We start from the raw sequence: 24,094 nt of genomic DNA, 5'->3' as shown, positions 1-24,094 counted from the left end.
GGTGTGTCGAGCGACACCCTAACCACGCGGAGCGGCGGAACGGGGTGGTTCCGGCACCGGTCCTCCGCTCAGGTGAACGACGCGGTGCGGACCGGCGCCGCCGGCCCGCACCGGTTCACCGGACGACGGCGCGCGCCTCGTCCCCGGCGACGGCCTCCCCGGCCTTGCGCGCCTCGAGCCGCTCGCGCTGCGGGATGACGGTGTACTTCGGGTCCTTGGCGCTGGCCATGCCGGCCTCGAAGACGCCCATCCGGGTGAACAGCGAGCCGGCGGCCAGCAGCACGCCGCCGGCCACGGCACCGGCGCGGGTGCGGCCGAGCAGCGCGGTGATCCCGGCGCCGCTGACGGTGGCCGCCTTCGCCGCGCGCATCAGCTTCCCGGCCTTGCCCAGGTGGTAGGGCTCGCTGACCAGCCCGTGGCCGTTCTCCACCTTGTGCATCGCGGCGAGCTCGATGCCCACCCCGGCCAGCGCCACCTTGCGCGCAGGGCCAGCCTCGGCGACCGGGGAGAGCGCCATCGTGACGCCACCGCCGGCGGCCATCGCCGACCCGGCGAAGACGAACGGCAGCTCGTCGTAGGCGGCGTGCCAGCTGGGCACGGCGGTGTTGGCGATCAGCACCGCGGTGTAGGTGGCCATCGGCCCACCGAAGGCTGCCGCGCCGACCGCGGAGGTCTTGCGCAGCGCCGGGAACGCCCCGGCCAGCTTCGGCAGGAACGGCAGCACCTTCGACGCCGCCCCGGCCACCGGCTTGAGCTCCAGCAGCCGGAGGGCGGCCGCGGCGGAGGTGAGCGCGCTGAACGGGGAGAGGATGTAGGACCCGACCGACAGCGGCGACGTCGGCTTGATCACCCGCAGCATGTGCAGGAACCGCTCCGGCCGGCCCAGGTCGTCGATGAGCAGCACGACCGAGGCGAGAGCCCCGACGCCGGCGGTGTACTCGGCGTTGCGTGCCAGCTTCGGCCGCCCGGTGAACTCGGCCAGCGCGGCGATCACCGACGACGTCCCGGCGGCGCCACCCAGGAAGAAGTAGAGCGGGACCTCGGGGTTCTTCCAGGTGGGCGACTTGATGATCTGCCGGCCGTAGTAGGAGCTGAACTCCGCCTCCGGCACCATGGCCGCTTCGCGGTTGCCCCCGCCCCAGCCGCCACCTCCACCGCGGCGACGCTTCCGCCGCGGCCGGGTGAGGTCCTCGCCGCCGGCCCGGTGCCAGCCGGCGCCCGGGGTCATCGGAGCCTCGCCGGCGGGCTCGTTGCTGCCCGCGGCCTTGCCCACCGTCGGCTCGCCCACCGTCGCGTCGTCCGTCGGCTCGCCGGCCATCAGCGCTTCCGTCCCAGGAAGGCCGACGCCACGACGCCCACGATCATCGCCGCGCCGGTCGCGGCCGCCTTCCACATGGCCGGCAGGTCGCGGGTGGTGACGATCGGGTCCGGCGGGAAGCCGTAGACCTCGGGCTCGTCCAGCAGCAGGAAGAACGCGCCGTTGCCACCGACGCCGTCGTTCTCGTCCCGGCCGTAGAGCCGGGCGGTCTCCACGCCCTGCCCCTTGAGGGTGGCCAGCCGGGCGTCGGCCCGGGCCTGCAGCTCGTCGAGGTCACCGAACTGGATCGACTCGGTCGGGCAGGCGGTGGCACACGCCGGCATCAGCCCGTCGGTGAGCCGGTCGTAGCACATCGTGCACTTGAAGACCCGGCCGTCGTCCTCGCGCTTGTCGATGACGCCGTAGGGGCAGGCCGGGATGCAGTAGCCGCAGCCGTTGCAGATGTCGCCCTGCACCACGACGGTGCCGAACTCGGAGCGGAACAGCGCACCGGTCGGGCAGACGTCCAGGCAGCCGGCGTGGGTGCAGTGCTTGCAGACGTCGGAGGACATCAGCCAGCGGATCTGCTTGTCGCCGCCGCTCTGCGCGGTCTGCGGGTCGAACTCGCTGAGCGCCTCGGCGTTGAGCACGCTGGTCTGCGCGGTCAGCAGGCTGTCGGCCTGGCCCGCGCTGATCGGGTCGGTCACCTGCCCGCGGTCGGTGCGGTCGTCGCCGGGGCGCCCGAAGGTCGGCATCGGCAGGTCGACGGCGCGGCTCTGCTCGATGAACGCCACGTGCCGCCAGGAGTTGGCGCCCAGCATGCCGGTGTTGTCGTAGGACATCCCCGACAGGCCCATGGCGTCCCGGTTGCCGTGCGAGTCGTCCATCGGGAGCGTGTTCCACTCCTTGCAGGCCACCTCGCAGGCCTTGCAGCCGATGCACACCGACGTGTCGGTGAAGAAGCCCACCCGGCGCGGGTGGTCCTCCGCGTAGCCGGCCTCCCCCGTGACGTCGGGCAGCGGCCCGTAGAGCCGGTTCTGGGTGTCCCGGCCGGTGAAGGCCGGGCTCGCCGAGCTGACCGTGGTCATCGTTCCCCGCTCTCCGCCGCTCACGCGCCGGTCTCCGTCATCGCACTGGGGTCCTCGTCCGGCGCCCGGCCGTTGATCCCGACCCGCCCGGACTCCACCCCGGCCCGCTGCCGGTAGCCCTCGACGAAGTCCAGGAGCGCGGGGCCCCGCGGACGCCGTCCCGGGATGATGTCGGCGGTGCTGACCTTGTCCTCCTGGATGTGCGTGTTCGCGTCGAGCACGATGCCCAGCAGGTCGTTGGCGCTGTCACCGGTCGACAGCCCGGCGTAGGACCAGTGGTAGGGCATGCCGATCTGGTGCACGACCTGGCCGTCGCGCAGCTTGATCGGCCGGATCCGCTCGGTCACCAGCACCTTGGCCTCGATCGCCGAGCGGGCGCTGACCAGGGTGGCGAACTCGCCGTTGGTCAGCCCGCGCAGCTCCGCCAGCTCCGGGCTCACCTCGACGAAGAACTCCGGCTGGAGCTCCGAGAGGTAGGGCAGCGTGCGGCTCATCCCGCCGGCGGTGTGGTGCTCGGTGAGCCGGTAGGTGGTCACCTGGAACGGGAAGACGTCGCTGAGCGAGGGGTTCTCCCGGTTCCACGGCCCGGCGATGCGCTCGATCGTCGGGTTGGACTGCGTCCCGTAGAGCGCGTTCGACACGACCGACTCGGCCGGCTCGTAGTGCGTCGGCATCGGGCCGTCGGTCAGCCCGGCCGGTGCGTAGAGCCAGGCCTTCCCGTCGCCCTGCATGATGAACGGGTCGACGCCGGAGATGGCGTCCTGCGCCTTGGCTCCCTCCGGCGGCTCGTAGTCCGGCCGCTTGGTGGCCTCGAAGTCCGGGGTGTCGACGCCGGTCCAGCGACCGGACTCCTCGTCCCACCACACGTACTTCTTGCGCTCGCTCCACGGGTTGCCCTCGGGGTCGGCCGAGGCGCGGTTGTAGAGCATCCGTCGGTTGGCCGGCCAGGCCCAGCCCCACTCGGAGGCGACCGGGCCCTGCTCCCGGTGCGGCTTGCGCCGGGCGGCCTGGTTCACCTCGTCGGCGTAGACACCGGTGTAGATCCAGCAGCCGCCACTGGTCGAGCCGTCGGCCTTCATCTCGGTGTAGGAGGACAGCGCGCGGCCGTCCGGGCCGACGCCGTTGATCTCCCGCAGCACGGCCGCGGCGTCCGGCTCGATCGTGTCCCCGTGGGTCGGGTAGTCCCAGGTCAGGTTCAGCAGCGCCTGGTCCCGGGGGTCGGTCGACCCGGCCACCCGCTCCCGGACGAGCCGGCCCAGGTGGTAGAAGAACCACAGGTCACTGCGGGCGTCGACCGGCGGCTCGACCGCCTTGTGGCGCCACTGCAGCAGCCGCTGCGTCTGGGTGAAGGTGCCTTCCTTCTCCACGTGGGTGGCGGCCGGCATGAAGAAGACCTCGGTGCCGATCGTCTCCGGGGCCATCTCCCCCGACTCGATCTCCGGGCCTTCCTTCCAGAAGGTCGCCGACTCGATCATCTGCAGGTCACGGACGACCAGCCAGTCGAGGTTGGCCAGCCCGAACCGGTTCATCTTGCCGTTCGGGTGCCCGACCGACGGGTTCTCCCCGACCAGGAAGTAGCCGGAGACCTTGCCGGCGATCATGTCGGCGATCGTCCGGTACGAGCTGTGGTCGCCGTTGATCCGCGGCAGCCAGTCGAACCCGAAGTCGTTCTCCGGCTGCGCCGCGTCACCGAACCAGGCCTTGAGCAGGCTGGTCATGTAGGCGTCCATGTTGCCCCAGAAGCCGGCCTTGCCCGCGCTCTGGGCGACGTAGTCGGCCAGCGACCCGTGCTGGACGGCGTGCGGCATCGGGAGGTAGCCCGGCAGCAGGTTGAACAACGTCGGGACGTCGGTCGAGCCCTGGATGCTGGCGTGCCCGCGCAGCGCCATGATCCCGCCACCGGGGCGGCCCATGTTGCCCAGCAGCGTCTGCAGGATCGACGCCGTCCGGATGTACTGCGCACCGACGCTGTGCTGCGTCCAGCCCACCGAGTACACCCACGCCGTGGTGCGCTCCCGGTTGCTGTTGGCGGTGATCCACTTCGCCACCTGGAGGAAGACGTCGGGCTGGATGCCGGTGACGTCAGCGACCATCTCGGGGGTGTAGCGGGCGAAGTGCCGCTTGAGCACCTGGAACACCGTGCGGGGGTGCTGCAGGGTCTCGTCGCGCACCGGCTTGCCCGGGATCGTCGGCCCACCGCTGCCGGCTGCCTGGCCCCGGTCGGAGGCCTTCACCGACGGGTCGTCGTCCGTGGCGTCCTGCTCCTGCGCCCGCTGCGGGTCGTCGGCGGTGCCGGTGTCCTCGTCGCCCGAGCCGCTGGAGTGCCCCGGCTGACCGGGCACGCGCTGACCCGCTGCGGCGACCACACCGGTGTTCTCGTACTGCCAGCTCGACTCGTCGTACTGACCGGTCTCGGGGTCGAAGCCGGAGAACAGGCCGTCGAGGTCCTCGGTGTCCACGAAGTCCTCGCTGACCAGGGCGGCCGCGTTCGTGTAGGCGACCACGTACTCCTTGAAGTACAGGTCGTTGTCGAGCACGTACTTGATCAGCCCGCCGAGGAAGGCGATGTCGGTGCCCATCCGGATGGGCACGTGCAGGTCGGCGATCGCACTGGTGCGGGTGAACCGCGGGTCGACGTGGATGACCTTCGCGCCCCGGGCCTTCGCCTCGGTCACCCACTGGAACCCGACCGGGTGGCACTCGGCCATGTTCGAACCCTCGATGACGATGCAGTCGGAGTTCGCCAGGTCTTCCAGGAAGTTGGTCGCGCCACCACGGCCGAACGAGGTCCCCAGACCGGGGACCGTCGACGAGTGCTATATGCGGGCCTGGTTCTCGATCTGCACGGCGCCCAGGGCGCTGTACAGCTTCTTCATCAGGTAGTTCTCTTCGTTGTCCAGCGTCGCCCCGCCGAGGCTGGCGATGCCCATCGTCCGGTTGACCCGGTGGCCGGCGTCGTCGTCCTGCCAGCCCTTGTCGCGGGCGGCGAGGACCCGGTCGGCGATCATCTCCATCGCCGTGTCCAGGTCGAGGTCCTCCCAGTCCGTCGCGTACGGACGGCGGTACTTGACCGTCGTGACGCGGGAGGGGCTGGTCACCAGCTGCTTGCTGGCGCTGCCCTTGGGGCACAGCCGGCCGCGGCTGATCGGGGAGTCCGGGTCGCCCTCGATCTGGACGATCTGCTCGTCCTTCACGAACACCCGCTGCGCGCAGCCCACGGCGCAGTAGGGGCAGACGGACTTCACGACCCGGTCGGCGGTGGCGGTGCGGCTGACCACCTGCTCGGTGGCCTTGCTGCGCGCGGCCGTGCCACGGCCCAGCGGGTCAGGACCTGTCAGCTGCCGGAACACCGGCCACGCATCGAGCCACGTCTTCACGTGGCTGAGCTTGCCACCTGATCGGGGACCGCGCGCGTCCGGCTCCCCCCGGCGGGTCGGGTCGACACGAGACCGTCATGAGCCCCCCGGGGGCCGAGGCGCGGATGCGGGCCGACCCGCGCCCGAGGGGGTCCAGCCGGACGGCGGCCGCCGGACACCGGTCAGGCGCCGTCCGTGCGCGCCGTTGAGGTCCACCGGGTGGTCGACCCCTACGGTGGCCGTCGGAGTGGACGACTGCTGCTGGTGAGACGGAGGTCCGCACGATGGAGCCGGTGGTCTACCTGCTGTTGCTATCGGGAGTCGTGACCCTGGCGATCAGGTACCGCGACCCCGAGCACCGAGCTGCCGCGGCGGCCCCCTTCCGCAGCAGGACCGCCCTCGCGGTCGGCGGCAGCCTGGTGGTCGTGCTGGCCGGGATCTCGGTCATCAACGGTGAGCGCGACGTCGTGGCCTACCTCCCGCTCCTGGCCCTGGGCGCACTGGTGGCAGCTCTCGTCGGCCGCGCGGCCAACCGGAGGTCCGCCGGCGGCTGACCTCCGGCACATCCCACGCTCTTCGGTCACCTCCCTCGCGCTGCAGGACGGGGGAAGCGACCGGAACGCGTGGCAAGCGGGCCGGGTGGCGGGAGCAGGGACGCCGACGACGGCGCCGCGTCAGCCCTCGCCGCGGTAGCGGGCCGCCCGGCGGGCCGCGGCCTCCCGCTTGCGCACCGACTCGGCCACCAGCCGTTCCCGCGCCGCCCGGTCGTGCGCGGCCGCGGCGGTGCCGGCGGGCCAGCCGGCCCGCACCAGCCGGTGCTCGGTGGTCTCGGTCATGTAGGCCAGCGAGAAGATCAACCCCATCGCCACCCCACCCAGGGCGGCCATGCCGCGGATCCAGAACGGGCCGGGCACCAGCAGGAGCACCAGGGTGACCGGGACGGCGAGCTGCACCAGCGACCGCGCGACGTGGCGCCAGGCCCAGGTGCGCGTGGTGGTGTCGTGCAGCACCCAGGGGCCGTACTCGGCGGGCAGCCGACCGCCGAAGGCGTACACCAGCCACCGCAGCGGCCCGGGGCGCACCACCCGGTCGCCGTCCGGTCGGTCCGCAGGCTGCACGCCTCGTTCGTACCACTCCCCCCGAGGGGTGAGCCGACGGGCGGCAGCGGTGGAGCAGTTCCTGCGCGGTCCCGAACACGGGGAGGTGACCACAGGAGTCCTCGCCGCCCCGGCGCGGGCCGTGACCGCCCCGACCCGGCGTGCCACGGCCGCACCGCGGCTCGGCCGCGCGCTGCTGCTGGCGCTCGCCGCCGGCCTGGTGACGGCGGCGGCCGGCCCGGTGCTCGGCCCGATGGCCCCGGTCGCGCTCAACTTCGCGGTGATCATCGGCGCCACCGTGCTGCTGGCCCGCGGGGCCGCGCACAGCGCCCACCCGGCCGCCTGGCGCTGGTACGCCCTCTCGGTGGGCCTCGGCGGCGGCGGTGCGGCCCTGGCCGGGATGCTGGTGCCCTGGGGCCAGACCGCGCTGGGCAGCGTCCCCGGTCAGCTGCTGGTCGTGGCGGCGATCACCCGGCTGATCGACCTGCGCCGGCTGCGGGTGCACCGCGCCCAGCTGCTCACCTCGCTCGTGCTCTTCGTCATCGCCGACCTGCTGACGGTGCACACCATCTACCGGCTGACCATCGCCGACAGCGGCCTGCTGTCCCAGCCCGCGACGATCGCCATGTTCGCGCTGCTGTTCGCCATCGCCATCGGCACCGGCTGCTCACTGCTGCTGGTCGCGGCCAGCCCGCCGGCCGCACGGCGGGTGGGCCTGCTGGTGTTCGCGGCGCAGTGCTGCGCATCGGTGGCCTCCGGCTTCGCCTCCGTCACGTCGGGCCCCGGGCCGGTGCAGTACCTCGCCTGCTCCCTCAGCGTGCTCGGGCTGTGCCTGGTCGGCATCGCCGTGCGCACCGACCGCGCCGCGCCCGCCCACTGCGGGGCCCCGCACAGCAGCTCGGCGCTGGGCGCCCTGCTGCCGCACGCCACGGCCGTGGTCGGCGGCGGCCTGCTGCTGGTCAGCGTGCCCGTCACCGGGAACCTGACGATCACCGGCACCACCCTGGCGCTGGTCGGCCTGGGGGTGCTGATGGTCCACCAGACAGTGACCTGGCGGGCGCAGCGGCAGCTCACCGCCGACCTCACCCGTTCCGAGGCGTACTTCCGCACGCTGGTGCGGGGCAGCGCCGACCCGATCGTGATCCTGGACGACGAGCTGCGGGTGCGGTGGGTCTCCCCCTCGATCACCGAGCTGCTCGGGCTGGACCCGCAGCGCACCGTCGGGCTGGCCATCGCCGACGCCGTCCACCCCGACGACGCACCCGGGCTGATCGCCGCGCTCGCGGCCCCGCAGCCCGACGGCACGGACACCAAGACCCGCACCGCGCGCATCCAGCACCTGGACGGCCGCTGGCGGCTGATCCGGGCCCAGGTGCGCGACCTGCGCGGCGACCCCGACGTCGGCGCGCTGGTGCTGTACTGCCGGGACGTCAGCGCCACCGCCCCGCGTCCGGCCGACCTCGACCTCACCGCGCTCAGCACCACCGACCCGGCCACCGGCCTGCCCAGCCGCTCCGCGCTCACCCAGCGGCTGTCCGCCACGCTCCGCGACACCTCGACGGCGGCCGCCGCCCTGGTGGTCCTCGGCGTCGACGGGCTGCCCCAGGACGGCGACCAGACGGTGCTGCGCGAGCTGACCACCCGGTTCAGCCGCGTCCTGCGGGGTGACGACTGGCTGGCCCGCGCGGGCGTCGACGAGTTCGCCGTGCTGGTACGCGGCACCATCGCCGACGCCGAGACGGTGGCCGGCCGGCTGGTCGCCGCCGTGGAGCCCGTGCTCACCGGCACCGGCACCGTGCGGCTCACCGCTGCCGCCGGCGTGACGTGGCTGCCCGCCGACGCCGACGCCGGAGAGGCCCTGCGCCGGGCCGACCTGGCGCTGCGCAGCGCCCGCGCAGCCGGCCCCGGCCGGGTGCGCCGGCACTCCGACGCGCTGCGGATGAACCAGGACCGCGAGGAGGCGCTGCGCGCCGACCTGGCGCAGGCGCTCGCCGGCCACGAGCTGCACCTGGTCTACCAGCCGGTCGTCGACCTGGCGCTGCACCGGACGACGTCGGTCGAGGCGCTGCTGCGCTGGCGCCACCCGGTCTACGGCGAGGTGTCCCCCGCGGAGTTCGTGCCGCTGGCCGAGGAGTCGGCGCTGATCAGCGAGCTGGGCCGCTGGGTGCTGCACCGGGCCACGGCGACCGTCGCCGGGCTGCCGCACGCCGACCTCGCGGTCGCCGTCAACATCTCCGCCCGGCACCTGCGCACCGGCGAGCTGGTGGACGACGTGCTGGCCGCGCTGGAGGACAGCGGGCTCGCGCCGTCGCGCCTGCTGCTGGAGATCACCGAGTCGGTGCTGCTCGACGACGACCACGTCGTCGCCGACCTGCAGTTGCTGCGCCGCCTGGGCGTGCGGATCGCGGTCGACGACTTCGGCACCGGCTGGTCGTCGCTGGCCTACCTGGTGGGCCTGCCGATCGACGTGCTGAAGATGGACCGGCAGTTCCTCGCCGACGTCGAGCGGGACCCGCAGCGCCGGGCGCTGTGCGCGTCGGTGCTGCACCTGGGCAGCAGCCTGGGCCTGGCCGTCGTCGTCGAGGGTGTGGAGACGGCGACCGAGCTGCAGCTGCTGCGCGACATGGGGCACCGCTTCATCCAGGGCTACCTGCTGGCCCGCCCACTGCAGCCCGACGCGCTGACCGGGGAGCTGCCCGACGGCACCGCGGAGGCGACCGCCACCGTCGGCCCGGCGGCCCACCCGGCCCCTGAGGTGGCGGGGTGACCGGGCACCGCCGGCCGCAGCTGCTGCTGCCGGTGCTGCTGGCGCTGGCCGGCGTGGCCGTCACGGTGCCCGTCAGCCCCGCCGGCGCGCTGCCCCAGTGGGACGACGGGGTGCTGGCGGTCTTCGGCTGCTGGAGCGCCTGGCAGTGCCACCGGCTCACCCGGGGGACGGACCGCCGGGAACGGCTGCCCTGGCAGGTCCTGGGCACCAGTGCACTGCTGTACTCCGTGGCCAGCCTGCTGGCCAGCGCCGGCAACGGCAGCTCGGTGGACGGCCTCCGGACGGCCGACGCGTTCATGCTCCTCGCCGCGCTCGGGCCGGTCGTCACCGCCGCGCTGATCGGCGGCCGGGTGCGGGGCACCCGGTGGCCGATCCTGGTGATCGACGGGCTGCTGGTGACCGTCGCCCTGGTGATCGTCGCCGACGTGCTGGTCCTCTCCACCGCACTGGCCCCCGGCGCCAGCCCGTCCGCGCTCGCGCCGGTGGTGCTGGCCTACGGCCTCTACCCCGCCGTCGCGATCGGCGCGGTCGGTGCGCTGTGCACGGTCTCCTCGGCCGCGGTGCACCGGTCGGCGAGCGCGATGATCCTGATGACCGCGCTGCTCGGGCTGGCGTCCGGGCTCATCGCGGCACAGACCGTCTCCCCGGTCGAGCCGCTGGCCGCGGCCTCCGACGTCGCGGTGGTGCTCGCCATGGCCACCGGCCTGCACACGGTCGCGCTCGCCCCGACCGAGCGGCCGGACCCCGGGGCCGCGCCCCGGGTCAACGCGGCCGGGGTGGTGGTCGTCGTCGTGGCGCTGGTCGGCGTGCCGGTCACCCTGGTGCTGGCGCTGATCCTGGACCTGCCGATCGGCGCCGGGGAGATCGCCTGCACCGCCGCGCTGATCACGCTCCTGCTGCTGCGCACCGCCGTCCGCATCCGGGACACCGGCCGGATGACCGCCGACCTGGTGCGCAGCGAGGAGGACTTCCGCGGGCTGGTGGAGGCCAGCTCCGACGGCGTGGCGATCGTCGGCGCCGACCTCCGCCTGGAGTTCACCTCCCCGGCCGCCCGCACCCTGCTGGGGCTCTCCGACGCCGCGCCGAACCCGCTGCTGCTGGACCTGCTGCACGAGGAGGACCGGGCCCGGGTGGCGCGCGACCTGACCGCCGTCGTCGGGGAGGGCGCCCCGGCCCTGCACCTGCGGGTGCTGCCGGCCGGCGGCGAACCGCGCGACCTGGAGGTCACCCACCACGAGCGGCCCGGGAGCGGCCGGCGGGTGCTGCACCTGCGCGACGTGACCACCCGCCGGCGCCGCGAGCGCGAGCTGGAGCGGATGGCGTTCACCGACCACCTGACCCGGCTGCGCAACCGGGCGATGCTGTTCCAGGAGATGGCGGTCCCGGCCGCCGGGGACCGGTCGCTGCTGGTGCTGGACCTGGACGGCTTCAAGGCCGTCAACGACTCCGCCGGCCACGAGGCCGGTGACCTGCTGCTGGTCGAGGTGGCCCGCCGTCTGGAGGGCCTGGTGCGCGCCGAGGACCTGGTCGCCCGGCTCGGCGGTGACGAGTTCGCCGTGCTGCTGGCCGGCGCCGAGGACGCCGCCACCGAGGCCGCCCAGCGGGTCGTGGACGTCCTCGCCCGGCCCTACCGGGTCGGCGGGCGCACCTTCAGCGTCGGGGCCAGCGTGGGTCTGTGCCGGGTGCACCCCGGCGGTGGGCAGCTCGCCTTCCGCCAGGCCGACGCCGCCCTGCGGGCCGCCAAGCAGGCCGGCAAGGGCTGCTGGCGGGTGCACAGCGAGGACCGGGTGTCCCTGGCCGCGGCCACCAGCTCCGTCGCCGCCGCGCTGGCCGACGGCGACGTGCAGCTCCGTTTCGACACCATCGCCAACGGCGACACCGGCGTCCTGGCCGCGCTGCACGCCCAGCCCGTCTGGGTGCACCCCGAGCTGGGCGTGCTGCCCGCCGCCGAGCTGTGGGCCGCCGCCGAGCGGCAGGGGCAGACCGCCGCGATGCAGCGGTGGCTGCTCACCCGGGCGTGCGCCGAGGTCGCCGCCCTGGACGACCAGCTGCTGGTCGCCGTCGACCTGCCCGCGGGGCTGGTGCACGCCGAGGAGCTGCCCGACGAGGTGGCCGCCGCGCTCGCCGCCGCCCACCTGGCGCCGCCCCGGCTCACCCTCTTCGTCACCGAGGACGTGCTGCAGACGTCGTCCGCGGCGCTCATCCCGGCCCTGCACGCCGTGCGCCGGACCGGCGTCCGGCTGGGGCTGGACGACTACGGCATGGGCTCCACGCTGTGGTCCCAGCTCGCCCGGCTGCCCCTCGAGGTGGTCATGGTCGACGTCCGCAACCTGTCGGCCGGCGCCGACCGCGACCGGACGCTGGAGGTGCTCGGCGCGATCGGCCGCAGCGCCCGCAGCTTCGACGTGTCGACCGTCGCCAAGGAGATCACCTCCCCGGAGCTGCTCCACGAGCTCCGCGTGCAGGGGGAGGTGGCCCTCGCCGGCCCGGTGCTGCCCAGCGGGCTGACCGCCGCGCAGGTCGCCGCCCTGCAGCGGCACCCGTCCTCGGCCGTCGTGGCCCCCCTCCCGGCGACCCGACCGCGCGCAGGAGTGGGGTGACCGGGACCCCGGCCGCGCCGATACTGGGTCGGTGAACACGGCCTCCCTGCACTTCCTGGGCCACTCCACCCTGCGGGTGGAGCTGGCCGGGCGGACCGTGCTCACCGACCCCCTGCTGACCGCCGGTCTGGGTCCGGTGCGCCGGGTCGCCCCGCCGCTGCCACCGGAGACCTGGGCCGGCGTCGACCTGGTGGTCATCTCGCACCTGCACAACGACCACCTGCACCTGCCCTCGCTGCGGCTGCTGGGCCGGTCGACGCCGGTGCTGGTGCCCCGCGGCGCCGGGTCGTGGCTGCGCGCGCACCGCTTCACCGCCGTCGAGGAGCTCACCCCCGGGCAGAGCACCACCGACGGCGGGCTGACCGTGACCGCCACCGAGGCCCGGCACGCCGGGCACCGCTGGGGCCCGAGGCTCACGCACGGGCCGCACGCACCGGCGGTCGGCCACCTGCTGCAGGGCGGCGGGCGGACGGTCTACGCCGCCGGTGACACCGACCTTTTCCCCGGCATGACCGACCTGGGCGCCGAGGGGATCGACGTCGCCGCGCTGCCGGTCTGGGGCTGGGGTCCCACGCTGGGGCCGGGGCACCTCGACCCCGAGCGCGCCGCGGAGGCCGTGCGGCTGCTGCGCCCGCGGGTCGCCGTCCCGGTGCACTGGGGCACCCTCGCCGTCGCCGGGATCACCCAGCTGCCCAGCCCCTGGCGGGCCCGGATGCGGACGCTGCTCACCGAGCCGCCGCGCCGGTTCGCCGCCGCCGTCGCCGCGGCCGCCCCGGCCACCGCCGTCGCGCTGACCGAGCCCGGGGCGCCGGTGCGGCTGCCCTCGGCCGCGGAGCGGACCCCGTGACCGCGCAGGTGCTGGCGGTGAGCTGGACCGACGCCGGCTCGATCGGCTACCCGGTGCTGTTCGGCGGCGTGCTGCTCGGCTCGATCGTGCCGGTGGTCCCCACCGGTGCCGTCGTCGGCGCCGGCGCCGCCGTCGCGCTCACCACCGACGCGCTCTCCCTGCCGGTGGTCCTGCTGCTGGCGGTGCTGGGTGCCTGGACCGGCGACGTCGTCACCTTCGCCATCTGCCGGTTCGGCGGGCCGGCCGCGGTGCGCTGGGTGGCCCGCGGCCAGCACGCGGAGCGGATCGAGGAGGTGCGCGAGCAGTTCGCCCGGCACGGCTGGCAGATCGTCGTCATCGGCCGGCTGCTGCCCGCGGGGCGGATCCCGGTGCTGCTCGCCGCCGGGGCGCTGGCCTACCCGTGGCGCCGGCTGCTGCCCGCCTCCTTCGTCGCCGCCACCGCCTGGGCGGCCGCCTACGCGCTGCTCGGCGTGGTCAGCGGCGGCATCTTCGACTCCCCGCTGATCGCCACCCTGATCGCGACCCTGCTGGTGCTCGCCGTCGGCCTGGTGCTCAACCTGGCCTCGGCCCACCGCCACCGCCACCCCGCCACCCCCACCCCCACGCCCCCGCGCTCCGCACCGGAGGCGAACCCGGCCGACGCCGCGCTGCCGGCCGCCTGCGAGCGGCCGTGAGCGAGGCGACGTCGTCCGGCCGGGTGCTGCGCGGCGGGCGGACCCTGGCCCGGCTGCTGCTGGTCTGGGCGGCGGTCACCGGTGCGCTGGTGCTGCTCGACGAGTGGCTGACCGGCTTCGACATGCGGGCGTGGTGGCAGCCACCGGTCGCCGCCCTGCTGCTGGGGGTGCTGGTCGCCGTCGTGTGGCCGCTGGTCATCCGGATCGCCCTGCCGGTCGCGTTCTTCACCCTCGGGCTGGGCAGCTTCCTGCTGCTGGGCGCCGCCGTGCTGGCGGTCTTCCACGCCCTCCCCGGCGTCGAGGTGCACTCGTTTGGGACCAGCGTCGTCGTCGCCGTCGCGATGGCCGGCGTCGCCGGGGTGGTCAGCAGCGCGCTGGCGATCAACGAGGACGAGCTGTTCTTCCGCCGCGCCCGCCGCCGGCGCGGCGGCGTCGCCCTGGGCGACTGCCCACCGGGCGTGCTGTTCCTGCAGATCGACGGCCTCGGGCACGACGTCGCCCGGCGCGCCGTCCGGGACGGCTCCATGCCCACCCTCGCCGCCTGGCTGCGCGCCGACAGCCACGTGCTGCGTTCCTGGCACACCGACTGGAGCTCGCAGACCGGCGCCAGCGTCTGCGGCATCCTGCAGGGCTCCAACGACGACATCCTCGGCTTCCGCTGGTACGAGAAGGACCGCGACCGCGTCGTCGCCGTCTCCCACCCCGAGGACGCCGCCGCGGTCGAGCGCCGGCACTCCGACGGCCGCGGCCTGCTCGCCGGCGACGGCGCCGGGCGCGGCAACCTGTTCACCGGCGACGCCCCGCACGTCTCGCTGACCATGAGCTCGCTGGCCCTCGTGGTGCCCAGCGGATCGCGCCGGGAACGGCGGGCGCGGGACCGCATCGGCGCCGGCTACTACGCCTACTTCGCCAACCCGGCCAACGCGCTGCGCACCCTCGCGGTGTCGCTGGTCGACGTCTACCGGGAGCTGTCGGCCGCGGCCCGGCAGCGCCGCGCCGACGTCCGCCCCCGGGTCGGCCGCGGGGGCCTCTACCCGCTGGCGCGGCCCGGGACGACGGTCATCGCCCGGGACGTCGTGGTGAACGCGCTGCTGGAGGACATGCTCGCCGGCCGCCCGGTCGTCTACGCGGACTTCCTCGGCTACGACGAGGTGGCCCACCACTCCGGCATCGAGCGCTTCGACAGCCTCGAGGTGCTGCGCAGCATCGACCAGCAGATCGGCCGCTTGTGGCGGGCCGCCCAGCTGGCGCCGCGCCGCTACCACCTGGTGTGCCTGTCCGACCACGGGCAGACCCAGGGCCAGGCGTTCGCCGACCGGTTCGGGGAGACCGTCGAGCAGCTGGTCGGGCGGCTGTGCGGCGGACCGGTCCCACCCGCCCCGCGGCGCCGGCTGCTCGGGCTGCGCCGGCCGGCCCCCGTCGAGGACAGCCGCCGGCCCGCCGAGTCCTGGCAGGTGACCTCCGCCCTCGCCGAGGGCAGCGGGCTGATCGCCCGGCGGCTGCGGGACCGGGTCGGCCGTACCGCTCCCGGGGAGCCCGGCGCCACCCCGGCCGGGGAGCACGGCGCGGTCCGCCGCGCGGCTCCCGGCGTCGTCGTCAGCGTCTCCGGCCACATGGCGCACGTGTCCTTCGCCGACCTGGCCGGCAGGGTGCCGCTGGAGACGATCGAACGGCGGTGGCCGGACCTGCTGCCGGCGCTGGTCGACCACCCCGGCGTCGGCTTCCTGCTGGTGCACTCCACCGAGTTCGGGCCGGTGGTGCTCGGCCGCGACGGGCTGCACCGGCTGGACAGCGGCGTGGTCATCGGCACCGACCCGCTGGCCCGCTACGGCGAGCACGCCGCGGCGCTGGTCGCCCGGGTGTCCGGTTTCGCGCACTGCCCCGACGTGGTGATCAACAGCCGTTACGACCCGGAGACCGACGAGGCGTCGCCGTTCGAGCCGCACGTGGGCTCGCACGGCGGGCTGGGCGGGCCCCAGCAGCACGGCTTCCTGCTGCACCCGCGGTCCTTCGCCGACCCGGGCGAGATCGTCGGCGCCGAGCACCTGCACCGGGTGCTGCGGGGGTGGCTGACCGACCTCGGCCACCCCGAGCCGGCGGCTCCTGCCGCGGACCGGGTCGCCGCACCCGCCTGACCAGCTCTTCCGCCGAAACGACCGATCCTGCGGAAGAGGTGACGCGCCCGGGCCACCCGGCCGACGGACCTGCGGCGGTTGCCGTCGACGACCCCGCCCGGCACGCTGGCAGGCGGGGAGTGCGTGAAGTTCACGTGAACGACGCCCCGGCGACGTGCAGGGGGTGACGCCGTGCTCGACAGTGGGCTGATGCGACCTGACGCCCGCGCCTGGTTCGAGAACCGCACCACGTCGGCCACCTCGCTGGCCGAGATCGACGTCGACGCCCTCCTGCTGGCCAAGCGCCGCGGCGGGCACCGCGTGAGCGTCGTCCTGCCCGCGCGGGACGAGGAGAGCACCGTCGGCACCCTGGTCCGAGACCTCACCGCGCGCTGGGTGCACGGCGTCCCGCTGATCGACGAGCTGGTGGTCATCGACTCCGACTCCACCGACGCGACCGCCGAGGTCGCCCGCGCCGCCGGCGCCGAGGTGGTCGCCGCCGCCGACGTGCTGCCCGGGCACGGCAGCCGCCGCGGCAAGGGCGAGGCGCTGTGGAAGGGCGTGGCCGCCACCACGGGCGACCTGGTCGTCTTCATGGACTCCGACCTGCTCGGCGACGTCAGCCACTACGTGCCGGGGCTGCTCATCCCGCTGCTCACCGACCCGCGGGTCGACTACGTCAAGGGCTGCTACACCCGGCCGCTGACCGTCGACGGCGAGCACCGCCCTGCCGGCGGCGGCCGGGTCACCGAGCTGACCGCCCGCCCGCTGCTCAACGCCCTGTGGCCGGAGCTGGCCGGGTTCGTCCAGCCGCTGGGCGGGGAGTACGCCGGCCGCCGCTCCGCGCTGGAACAGGTGCCGTTCGTCTCCGGGTACGGCGTCGAGGTGGGGCTGCTGGTCGACCTGCTGCAGGTCTGCGGCCTCAACGGGCTCGCCCAGGTCGACCTCGGCACCCGCCAGCACTCGCACCAGACCGACGAGGCGCTGGGCAGGATGGCCGGCCAGATCGTCTCCACCGTGCTGGCCCGCGCCGAGCGCGGCCGGCCGGAACGACGCCGGCTCGAGCCCGGCGGCCTGCTGACCCAGTTCCAGCACGACGGCCGGCGCTTCGTGCCGACCAGCACGACGGTGGCCACCGACGAGCGCCCGCCGCTGTGCGCGGTGGCGGAGTACACCGCGCTCGGCGCGGGCGTCGTCGGCTGAGGCCGGCCGCCCGGGCTCAGGCGAGCGGGGTGTCGTCCAGCGCCGCGGCGAGGTCACCGGGGGTGTCGTAGACCCCGACCGCGCCCGCGTCGCGCAGCTCGTCGTCCCCGAAGCCACCGGAGCGGACGACGATCGCCGGCATCCCGGCCTTCTTCGCCGCCTCGACGTCCCAGACCGAGTCGCCGATCATCACCGCGGAGGCGCCGGAGTCGGCGCCGATCTTCTGCAGCGCCACCTGCAGCAGGTCCGGCGCGGGCTTGGACGCCTCCACGTCGCCGCTGGTGGTCCAGTCATCGGCGATGTCCCGGGCGTCGAGCAGGTCGAGGAACGCGTCGACGTGCCTGGGCTTGCCGGAGCTGGCCAGCACCAGCCGGTGCCCGCGCTCCTTGATCGCCAGCAGCAGCTCCCGGGCGCCGGGCAGCAGCGCCATCTCGTCGATGACCCGGTCGACCTCCTCGCCCTGGCGTTCCCGGGCGGCGTCGCCGACCCGGCGCTCCAGGTCCTCCCCACCGAGCGCGCTCACCAGCTGGTCCCCGCCCATCCCGATGAGCCGGTGCAGGCGCCACACCGGGAAGGTCTCCCCCTGCGAGCGGAGGGCCCGGTACCAGGCGAGGGCGTGCTGGTAGTTCGAGTCGACGAGGGTGCCGTCGACGTCCAGGACGGCGATGGTGGGTTCGGCCATGCCGGTGACCTGCCCACTCGCGCGCCGTCTCACCCACACCCCGGCGGACAGCGGCCCGGTGCGGCACGATCGGTCGGTGTGAGCACCGCCGATCCCCGCGCCGGCGTCCGTCGGTCCGCCCCGCTCCCGGCCGCCGGCCCGACCGGGACGGCGACCTGCCCGGGGTGCGGCGCGGTGCTCGCCGTCGTCCGCGGGGTGACCGCCCGGCACCCGGGTGCCTCACCGGGCTGCGCGGCGCTGTTCGCGGTGACCGTCCGCGGGCTGCGCGACGAGCGCGCGCAGGACCCCCGGGCCGCCGGCCTGCTGCAGCTGGCCACCGACGCCTACGACGCCCAGCACCTGGTGCCCGGCGAGCCCGCCGCGGCCGCGGTGCGGCTGTGCCTGGCCCTGGAGCACGGCCGGGCGCCGGCCGCCGAGGACGGCCGGGACTCCGCGCCGGCCGGGCTGACCCCGCCCGCCCGCTGGACGACGACGGTCGCCGACCTCGCCGCCGACCTGGACGTGGTCGACCTGCCCGCGCTGGTGCGGTCCTGGGCGACCGCGGTGTGGGCGGACTGGGCGCCCGCACACGACCGGCTGCGTGCGGCGGTGGGCGACTCGCCACCCCGGGGTGAGACCGCTGCCACACACCATGGCCGTGAGCACCTAGATTGGGTGCCGTGAGCGAGGCCACGGGGGGCCGTCGGGAACTGCGCAAGGCGCAGACCCGGGCCGAGATCCGCAGCGTCGCGCAGCGGCTGTTCGCCGAGCGCGGCTTCGACGGCGTGACCATCGCCGACGTCGCCGCCGCCGCCGACGTCGCCGTCCAGACGGTGTTCAACCACTTCCCGACGAAGGAGGACCTCTTCTTCGACGGCCGGACGCCGTGGGTGGAGGCCGCCGCCACCGCGGTCGCGGAGCGGCCTGCCGGGACGGACCCGACGACGGCGCTGCGGGAGTACCTGGAGGCGGACCTCACCGCCCTGCTGGAGCTGGAGACCCGGCCGCAGAACCGCAGCTACCTGGAGGCCCTGGCGCAGAGCGCGAGCCTGCAGGCACGCGAGCGGTCGCTGGTCGAGCACGCCTGGCAGCGGGTGTCCCGGGAGCTGCAGGCCGTCGCCCCCGACGACGACCCGGCGGACCCGGTGACCACCCGGTTCGTCAGCGAGCTGGCCGCCGCGCTGTTCATGGTCGCCGGGCGGGTGCTGGTGCTCGAGCACCGCCGGCTGGTGCTCGACGAGACGGCCGGCGAGGCCGAGCAGCGCCGGGCTCGGGAGCACACCGCCCCCACCCTCGACGCGCTGCAGGAGTGCCTCCGGGTGCTGAGCGGGCGCCTGACCGGCGGCACCCCTGGGGACAGGCAGCCCGCCGGGGGCTGACCGGCCTCAGGAAGCGGTGCCGCCCGGCTCGACGATCGGCATCAGCACGTCGCCCACCAGCGCCTCGACCTCGGGCATCGGCATCGGTTCGCTGCCGAAGGCGCTGTACCGCTGCCACCAGAGCGCCTGCAGCTGCGACCCGAGCAGCGCGACCCGCTCGTGCGGCAGCTCGCGGCCGCGGGCGGCCTCCCGGGCGGCGAGCTCCCGGACGACGGCGGCCAGCGGATGCACCAGCGACTCCTCCAGGCCGGCGCGCAGGTCCGCGTCGTGCCGGGCGGGGCCGACGAGGCTCGCCGCGGCGCGCTCCATCCGCTCCAGCGGGCGGGTCCAGGGGGCGAGCAGCGCGCACAGGTCGGCGCGCAGCGAGCCGGCGTCGTCCGGCAGCTGCACGAGCGTGCCGGTGCTCAGGGCGTGCCGGGCGAGTGCGGCCATGGTGGGCCAGCGGCGGTAGATGCCGGCCTTCCCGGCCCGCGCGCGAGCGGCGACGCGGTCGCTGTTGAGCCGCCCCCAGCCCTCGTCGGCCAGGATGTCGACCGCGACCGCCACCAGTTGCTCGGAGAGCTCCGTGGACAGCGGACGGCCCGGCGGACGTGCGCCGGCAGGGCGGAGAGGCGCGTCGGTGGTCGTCACCGTGCAATCGTGCCCAAGAAGGTGGAGTGACCACAACAACCGCGCGCACTCACATTGAAATCACAGGTTCCGAATCGAGACCGCCCGGTGTCGTCCGGTAGCCCGCGAAGCACCCCGCCGGGCGCGCCGCCGGGCCACACCGGTCCCCGGTGGGCGACGCGCTGACCTGCCCGTTCGGTCAGGCGGAGGCGGCCGGCTCCACGTGCGCGCGCAGGCTGGCACCGTCGTCGGCGGTCCAGCCGGCGTCCGCGGCGGCGGCGACCATCGCGTCGAACCGATCCCCCCAGTCAGGGGTACGCGCCTCCCGCTCAGCGGCAGTCCGCAGCGCGGCGACGTCCAGGAAGCCGGTGCCGCCGTCCAGCCGGCCCAGTCCGGCCGCCCGCAGCGCCCGGTCGGCCTCCTCGTCGGTGAGCGCACCGAGAGCCAGGTGCAGCCGCCCCAGGTCCTCGACGTCGGCCACCTGCACCTCCGGCACCTCGTCCGCACCGGTGATCACCTCGACGATCATCTGCCCTGCTCCTTCCGTCGTCCTACACGTGCCAGGGGAACTGGCCGAAGTCCGGGTCGCGCTTCTCCAGGAACGCGTCGCGCCCCTCGACGGCCTCCTCGGCCATGTAGGCCAGCCGGGTGGTCTCCCCGGCGAACAGCTGCTGGCCGACCAGCCCGTCGTCGATCAGGTTGAACGAGTACTTGAGCATCCGCTGCGCGGTCGGGCTCTTGGCGACGATCCGCCGCCCCCAGTCCAGCGCGGTGGCCTCCAGCTCGGCGTGCGGCACCACCCGGTTGACCATGCCCATCGCGTGCGCGTCGGCGGCGGTGTACTCCTCGCCCAGGAAGAAGATCTCGCGGGCGAACTTCTGCCCCACCTGGCGGGCCAGGTAGGCGGAGCCGAAACCACCGTCGAAGCTGCCGACGTCGGCGTCGGTCTGCTTGAACCGGGCGTGCTCGGCGCTGGCCAGCGTCAGGTCCGCGACGACGTGCAGGCTGTGCCCGCCACCGGCCGCCCAGCCGGGCACCACGCAGACGACCACCTTCGGCATGAACCGGATCAGCCGCTGCACCTCCAGGATGTGCAGCCGGCCGCTCGCGCCCCCGGCGGACTCGTACCCGTACCGGCCACGCACCCGCTGGTCACCGCCGGAGCAGAACGCCCAGCCGCCGTCCTTCGGGCTCGGGCCGTTGCCGGTGAGCAGCACGCAGCCGACGTCCCGGGACAGCCGGGCGTGCTCGAGGACGGCGAGCAGCTGGTCGACCGTCTCCGGCCGGAAGGCGTTGCGCACCTCGGGGCGGTCGAACGCCACCCGGACGACGCCGGCGTCCACGGCCCGGTGGTAGGTGAGGTCGGTCAGGCCCTCGAAGCCGGGGACCTCCTGCCACGCCGTGGGGTCGAAGGTCTCCGAGACGTCCTCGCGTGCGCTCACCCGGCGAACCTATCCGTCGCCCCGCTGCCCACGCTCTCCGTGCGCGTTCCTCGCGCTGCAGCACAGGGGACGCGCACGGAGAGCGTGGAAGGCGCCGGCCGGGCTACCGTCGCGCCGTGCGGGTCGGGACGCTGAACCTCGCCTCCGGCCGCGACGCCCGGGGCCGCTCGCTGGACCCCGCGGCCCTGCGTGCAGCGCTGGACGGCGTGGACGTCGACGTGCTCGCCGTGCAGGAGGTCGACGTCGGCCAGCCCCGCTCGCAGCACACCGACCAGCCCACCCTGGTCGCCGCCGCGCTGGGGGCGACCGACTGGCGGTTCGCCGCCACGGTCGCCGGCACGCCGGACCCGTTCCGCAGCTGGGCCCCCGCCCCACCGGGGCTGCGCGGGCCGGAGCACCCGACGGACGCTCCGCACTACGGGATCGCGCTGTTCAGCCGACTGCCGGTGCGCCGCTGGTCGGTGCACGCCCTGGGCGCCGGCCGGGCCCGGCTGCCGCTGCAGGCACCGGACCCGCGGACCGGCCGGACGAAGCTGTGGTGGTTCCCCGACGAGCCGCGCCTGGCGATCGCCGCCGAGCTCGACGAGTGCACCGTGGTCGGCACCCATCTGTCCTTCGCCCCGCACACCGCGGTGCGCCAGCTGCTGCGGCTGCGCCGCTGGGCGGCTGCGCTGCCCGGCCCGGTCGTGCTGGCCGGCGACCTGAACCTGATCGGGCCGCTGCCGGCGCGGGTCTGGGGTGGCCGGCGGCTGGTCGCGGCACCGACCTACCCCGCGCCGGCGCCGCGCGTGCAGTTCGACCACCTGCTCGGCGGCGCCGACGTGCGGTCCACCGAGCCGCGGGTGCGTCAGCTCGCCTTCGGCGACCACCGGCTGGTCACCGCGACGGTCACGCCCGGCTGACCGCCGGCAGCCGGGGCGCGCCGGTGGGCGGGAGCCGCCGGTCCAGCACGCCGACCACGAGCAGGAACGCCACCGACAGCGCGACGACGACGCCGAGGTTGCGCAGCGCCGTCCCGTAGCCCAGCGCCTGCGCGTCGAGGAAGCCGTAGGGGTACCAGCCGGTGAGGGCACCGTGCGCGAGGGTGTAGGCGATCCACGCCAGCGGCCAGCCCAGCGCCGCCACGATCGTGGTGCCGGTGACCCGGGGCCGCGGGCCGAACACCAGCCAGCCGACCACGGCGACCACCGGGACGACGTAGTGCGTGCCGGCGTTGGTCCACCAGCCCAGGCCCTGCGGGTGCGTCGTCGGGGCCAGGACGGCGGCGAACACCAGGCCGGTCACCGAGATCCCGAGCAGCGCATCCAGGCGCACCACCCGCCAGATGCGGCCGTCGTGCCCGGGGTCGCGGACCAGCGGCAGCGCCGCGACCAGCACCAGCAGGTTGGACTGGATGGTGAACCAGCTCAGGAACCGCACCACCCGGGCGAGCGCGCCGGCGTCGCTGCCGGTGTCCAGCAGCGCCCGGACCAGCTCGGTGCCGACGGAGGCGGCGACGACGACGGCGAGCACGGCCCACCAGACGCGGGCGGCGGTGGTGCGGAGGGTCGGGTCGGCATCGCTCACCCGGTCAGGGTCGGCTGCGCACCGCCGAACTCCAGCCCAGTGGGTTCAGCCCAGCAGCGGCAGCAGCACCGGCAGCGATGCGGCCAGCCCCGGGTGCAGCAGCACGTCGGGCAGCGCCGCGACCCGGAACCAGCCGGCACCGGAGCTCTCGTCGCTGAGCACCAGGTCCTCGGCGTCGAGCCGGCCGGCGGGTGAGGCGAGCACCGTGGTGTACCGCCAGCCGCCGTGGTCGTCGACCGACTCCGCGCCGAGCACCAGGTCGGCCCGGCGCAGTCCCAGCTCCTCCCCCGCCTCCCGCAGCGCGCCGTCCGCGGCGGACTCGGCCGGGTGGAGCGCACCGCCCGGGGTGCCCCAGGTGCCGCCGTGGTGCGACCAGCCGACGCGCAGCTGCAGCAGCACCTCCACGCCGTCGGCGCCGCTCCGGTGCACCAGCAGCCCGGCAGCACCGGCCAGCCCCCAGTGGCGGTGTCCGAGCGCACAGGTGGTCCAGCCGTCGGTCGGGGAGCGCACCGCCGTCCTCTCGTCGTCGTGGTCCGGCCCGCCAGTGTGCCGCGCCGTCACCGGCGGTTGCCCGCCCCGGCCCCGGGGCACTCGCGGGGCACGACCTGATCGAGCTGAGGAGAGTCATGGCCAGCGGAGTGGCAAGCGTGTGGGTGCCGGTGAGCGACATGGACAGGGCCCGGGCCTTCTACCGGGACACCCTGGGGTTGAGCGAGACCAAGACCACCGAGGACTGGAGCGAGTTCGACGCCGGCGGGCTGATGATCGGCCTCAACGCCCGGGAGAACGCCCAGCCCACCGACGGCGGCGCGGTGATCACCTTCCAGCCCGACGGCGACCTGGACGGCGAGGTGGCCGTGCTGCGCGACAAGGGCGTCGAGTTCACCGGCGGGATCAGCGACCACCCGTGGGGCCGGATCGCCCCGTTCAAGGACTCCGAGGGCAACGACCTGCAGTTCTACGCGCCGCCCTCGTCCTGACAGCGGCGCCCTGAGCGCGCCCCTGCGCCGGGCCCGGACCGGGTCCGGCGCAGGATGGGCGGCATGGAGACCGTGCAGCTTCGTCGCTACCAGCTCGAGCCCGGCCGGCTGGCCGACTTCCTGGCCTGGTTCCCGACCCTGACCCCGGTGCGGGAGCAGTACGGGTTCCGGTTGCTGTTCGCCCTGGCCGACGCCGAGCACGAGACCTTCACCTGGGCGGTCGCCCGCGACGGGGACGAGGCCGAGTTCCGCCGGGTCGAGGCCGAGTACAACGCCTCCCCTGAGCGCGCCCGGGCGTTCGAGACCTTCCCGGCGGGCATCGCGTCGATGGAGATCGGCTTCGCCACCCCCGTCGTCTGACCCCCGAACGCGGAGATGGCCATCTCCGCCCCGGTGCGGGGGCGGAGATGGCCA

General features: G+C 75.0%; 21 protein-coding genes and 1 pseudogene. 12 read left to right on the top strand and 10 right to left on the bottom strand.

From position 1 onward, the window contains the following. Positions 1-115: 115 nt before the first annotated feature. The 3 genes and pseudogenes from nrfD to fdh form a co-directional block, all read right to left on the bottom strand. On the bottom strand, positions 116-1,318 hold the full coding sequence (gene nrfD, locus ACI795_RS09305) for an NrfD/PsrC family molybdoenzyme membrane anchor subunit (RefSeq protein ID WP_457075209.1): 1,203 nt from the start codon (positions 1,316-1,318) through the stop codon (positions 116-118). Then, complete coding sequence (locus ACI795_RS09300; RefSeq protein ID WP_457075208.1) at positions 1,318-2,385, bottom strand: 4Fe-4S dicluster domain-containing protein; 1,068 nt, start codon at positions 2,383-2,385, stop codon at positions 1,318-1,320. The genes nrfD and ACI795_RS09300 overlap by 1 nt, the downstream gene beginning before the upstream one ends. Positions 2,386-2,405: 20 nt before the next feature. After that, a pseudogene (gene fdh / locus ACI795_RS09295) lies at positions 2,406-5,762 on the bottom strand (formate dehydrogenase). A 263-nt stretch (positions 5,763-6,025) separates the two neighbouring features. On the opposite strand from fdh, the gene ACI795_RS09290 reads away from it, so the two are divergent. Further along, entirely contained in the window at positions 6,026-6,295 is a 270-nt protein-coding gene (locus ACI795_RS09290) for a hypothetical protein (protein WP_457075207.1), read from the top strand. A gap of 120 nt (positions 6,296-6,415) precedes the next feature. Here ACI795_RS09290 and ACI795_RS09285 read toward each other — a convergent pair whose 3' ends face one another. Continuing rightward, positions 6,416-6,859 carry a DUF5313 family protein gene (locus ACI795_RS09285; protein WP_457075206.1) on the bottom strand — a complete coding sequence of 148 codons (444 nt, stop codon included), beginning with the start codon at positions 6,857-6,859 and terminating at the stop codon, positions 6,416-6,418. 85 nt (positions 6,860-6,944) lie between these two features. Between ACI795_RS09285 and ACI795_RS09280 the strand changes: the two genes are divergently transcribed. From ACI795_RS09280 to ACI795_RS09255, 6 genes are all read left to right on the top strand, one after another. Continuing rightward, entirely contained in the window at positions 6,945-9,605 is a 2,661-nt protein-coding gene (locus ACI795_RS09280) for a putative bifunctional diguanylate cyclase/phosphodiesterase (protein ID WP_457075205.1), read from the top strand. Next, positions 9,602-12,205 (top strand): diguanylate cyclase domain-containing protein, encoded by a 2,604-nt coding sequence (locus ACI795_RS09275; RefSeq protein WP_457075204.1) that lies wholly within the window; start codon positions 9,602-9,604, stop codon positions 12,203-12,205. The genes ACI795_RS09280 and ACI795_RS09275 overlap by 4 nt, the downstream gene beginning before the upstream one ends. Before the next feature lie 31 nt (positions 12,206-12,236). Next, the gene (locus ACI795_RS09270) at positions 12,237-13,052 is read left to right on the top strand and encodes an MBL fold metallo-hydrolase (RefSeq protein ID WP_457075203.1); all 816 of its coding nucleotides are present in this window, start codon (positions 12,237-12,239) and stop codon (positions 13,050-13,052) included. Beyond that, complete coding sequence (locus ACI795_RS09265) at positions 13,049-13,726, top strand: DedA family protein (RefSeq protein ID WP_457075202.1); 678 nt, start codon at positions 13,049-13,051, stop codon at positions 13,724-13,726. Before ACI795_RS09270 ends, ACI795_RS09265 begins: the two co-directional genes overlap by 4 nt. Then, entirely contained in the window at positions 13,723-15,861 is a 2,139-nt protein-coding gene (locus ACI795_RS09260; RefSeq protein ID WP_457075201.1) for a phage holin family protein, read from the top strand. Before ACI795_RS09265 ends, ACI795_RS09260 begins: the two co-directional genes overlap by 4 nt. Positions 15,862-16,050: 189 nt before the next feature. Further along, complete coding sequence (locus tag ACI795_RS09255; RefSeq protein WP_457075200.1) at positions 16,051-17,043, top strand: glucosyl-3-phosphoglycerate synthase; 993 nt, start codon at positions 16,051-16,053, stop codon at positions 17,041-17,043. A 16-nt stretch (positions 17,044-17,059) separates the two neighbouring features. Here the strand turns inward: ACI795_RS09255 and ACI795_RS09250 are convergent, their stop codons facing one another. Further along, positions 17,060-17,725 carry an HAD family hydrolase gene (locus ACI795_RS09250; protein ID WP_457075199.1) on the bottom strand — a complete coding sequence of 222 codons (666 nt, stop codon included), beginning with the start codon at positions 17,723-17,725 and terminating at the stop codon, positions 17,060-17,062. 78 nt (positions 17,726-17,803) lie between these two features. Between ACI795_RS09250 and ACI795_RS09245 the strand changes: the two genes are divergently transcribed. Both ACI795_RS09245 and ACI795_RS09240 read left to right on the top strand, forming a co-directional pair. Beyond that, the gene (locus ACI795_RS09245) at positions 17,804-18,388 is read left to right on the top strand and encodes a DUF5946 family protein (protein ID WP_457075198.1); all 585 of its coding nucleotides are present in this window, start codon (positions 17,804-17,806) and stop codon (positions 18,386-18,388) included. Continuing rightward, positions 18,385-19,083 (top strand): TetR/AcrR family transcriptional regulator, encoded by a 699-nt coding sequence (locus ACI795_RS09240; protein WP_457075197.1) that lies wholly within the window; start codon positions 18,385-18,387, stop codon positions 19,081-19,083. Before ACI795_RS09245 ends, ACI795_RS09240 begins: the two co-directional genes overlap by 4 nt. A 6-nt stretch (positions 19,084-19,089) precedes the next feature. On the opposite strand, the gene ACI795_RS09235 is transcribed toward ACI795_RS09240, so the two are convergent. The 3 genes from ACI795_RS09235 to ACI795_RS09225 form a co-directional block, all read right to left on the bottom strand. After that, positions 19,090-19,713, bottom strand: coding sequence for a TetR-like C-terminal domain-containing protein (locus ACI795_RS09235; protein WP_457075196.1), 624 nt, complete (start codon positions 19,711-19,713; stop codon positions 19,090-19,092). Positions 19,714-19,891: 178 nt separating this feature from the next. Then, on the bottom strand, positions 19,892-20,221 hold the full coding sequence (locus ACI795_RS09230) for a hypothetical protein (protein ID WP_457075195.1): 330 nt from the start codon (positions 20,219-20,221) through the stop codon (positions 19,892-19,894). 22 nt (positions 20,222-20,243) lie between these two features. Then, complete coding sequence (locus ACI795_RS09225) at positions 20,244-21,134, bottom strand: 1,4-dihydroxy-2-naphthoyl-CoA synthase (protein ID WP_457075194.1); 891 nt, start codon at positions 21,132-21,134, stop codon at positions 20,244-20,246. A gap of 116 nt (positions 21,135-21,250) precedes the next feature. Between ACI795_RS09225 and ACI795_RS09220 the strand changes: the two genes are divergently transcribed. After that, positions 21,251-22,036, top strand: a complete 786-nt coding sequence (locus tag ACI795_RS09220) for an endonuclease/exonuclease/phosphatase family protein (RefSeq protein WP_457075193.1) — start codon at positions 21,251-21,253, stop codon at positions 22,034-22,036. Here the strand turns inward: ACI795_RS09220 and ACI795_RS09215 are convergent. Next, positions 22,023-22,700 carry a Pr6Pr family membrane protein gene (locus ACI795_RS09215; RefSeq protein WP_457075192.1) on the bottom strand — a complete coding sequence of 226 codons (678 nt, stop codon included), beginning with the start codon at positions 22,698-22,700 and terminating at the stop codon, positions 22,023-22,025. The two genes, ACI795_RS09220 and ACI795_RS09215, sit on opposite strands and share 14 nt — an antisense overlap. Before the next feature lie 45 nt (positions 22,701-22,745). Next, entirely contained in the window at positions 22,746-23,210 is a 465-nt protein-coding gene (locus tag ACI795_RS09210) for an NUDIX domain-containing protein (RefSeq protein ID WP_457075191.1), read from the bottom strand. A 116-nt stretch (positions 23,211-23,326) separates the two neighbouring features. Here ACI795_RS09210 and ACI795_RS09205 point away from each other — a divergent pair, with 116 nt between their 5' ends. Both ACI795_RS09205 and ACI795_RS09200 read left to right on the top strand, forming a co-directional pair. Beyond that, positions 23,327-23,680, top strand: coding sequence for a VOC family protein (locus ACI795_RS09205; RefSeq protein WP_457075190.1), 354 nt, complete (start codon positions 23,327-23,329; stop codon positions 23,678-23,680). 63 nt (positions 23,681-23,743) lie between these two features. After that, the gene (locus tag ACI795_RS09200; RefSeq protein ID WP_457075189.1) at positions 23,744-24,040 is read left to right on the top strand and encodes a hypothetical protein; all 297 of its coding nucleotides are present in this window, start codon (positions 23,744-23,746) and stop codon (positions 24,038-24,040) included. The last annotated feature ends 54 nt before the right edge of the window (positions 24,041-24,094 follow it).

The sequence above is a fragment of the Modestobacter sp. SYSU DS0290 genome (assembly GCF_054050955.1).
This window is presented reverse-complemented; position numbering and strand designations above follow the sequence as displayed.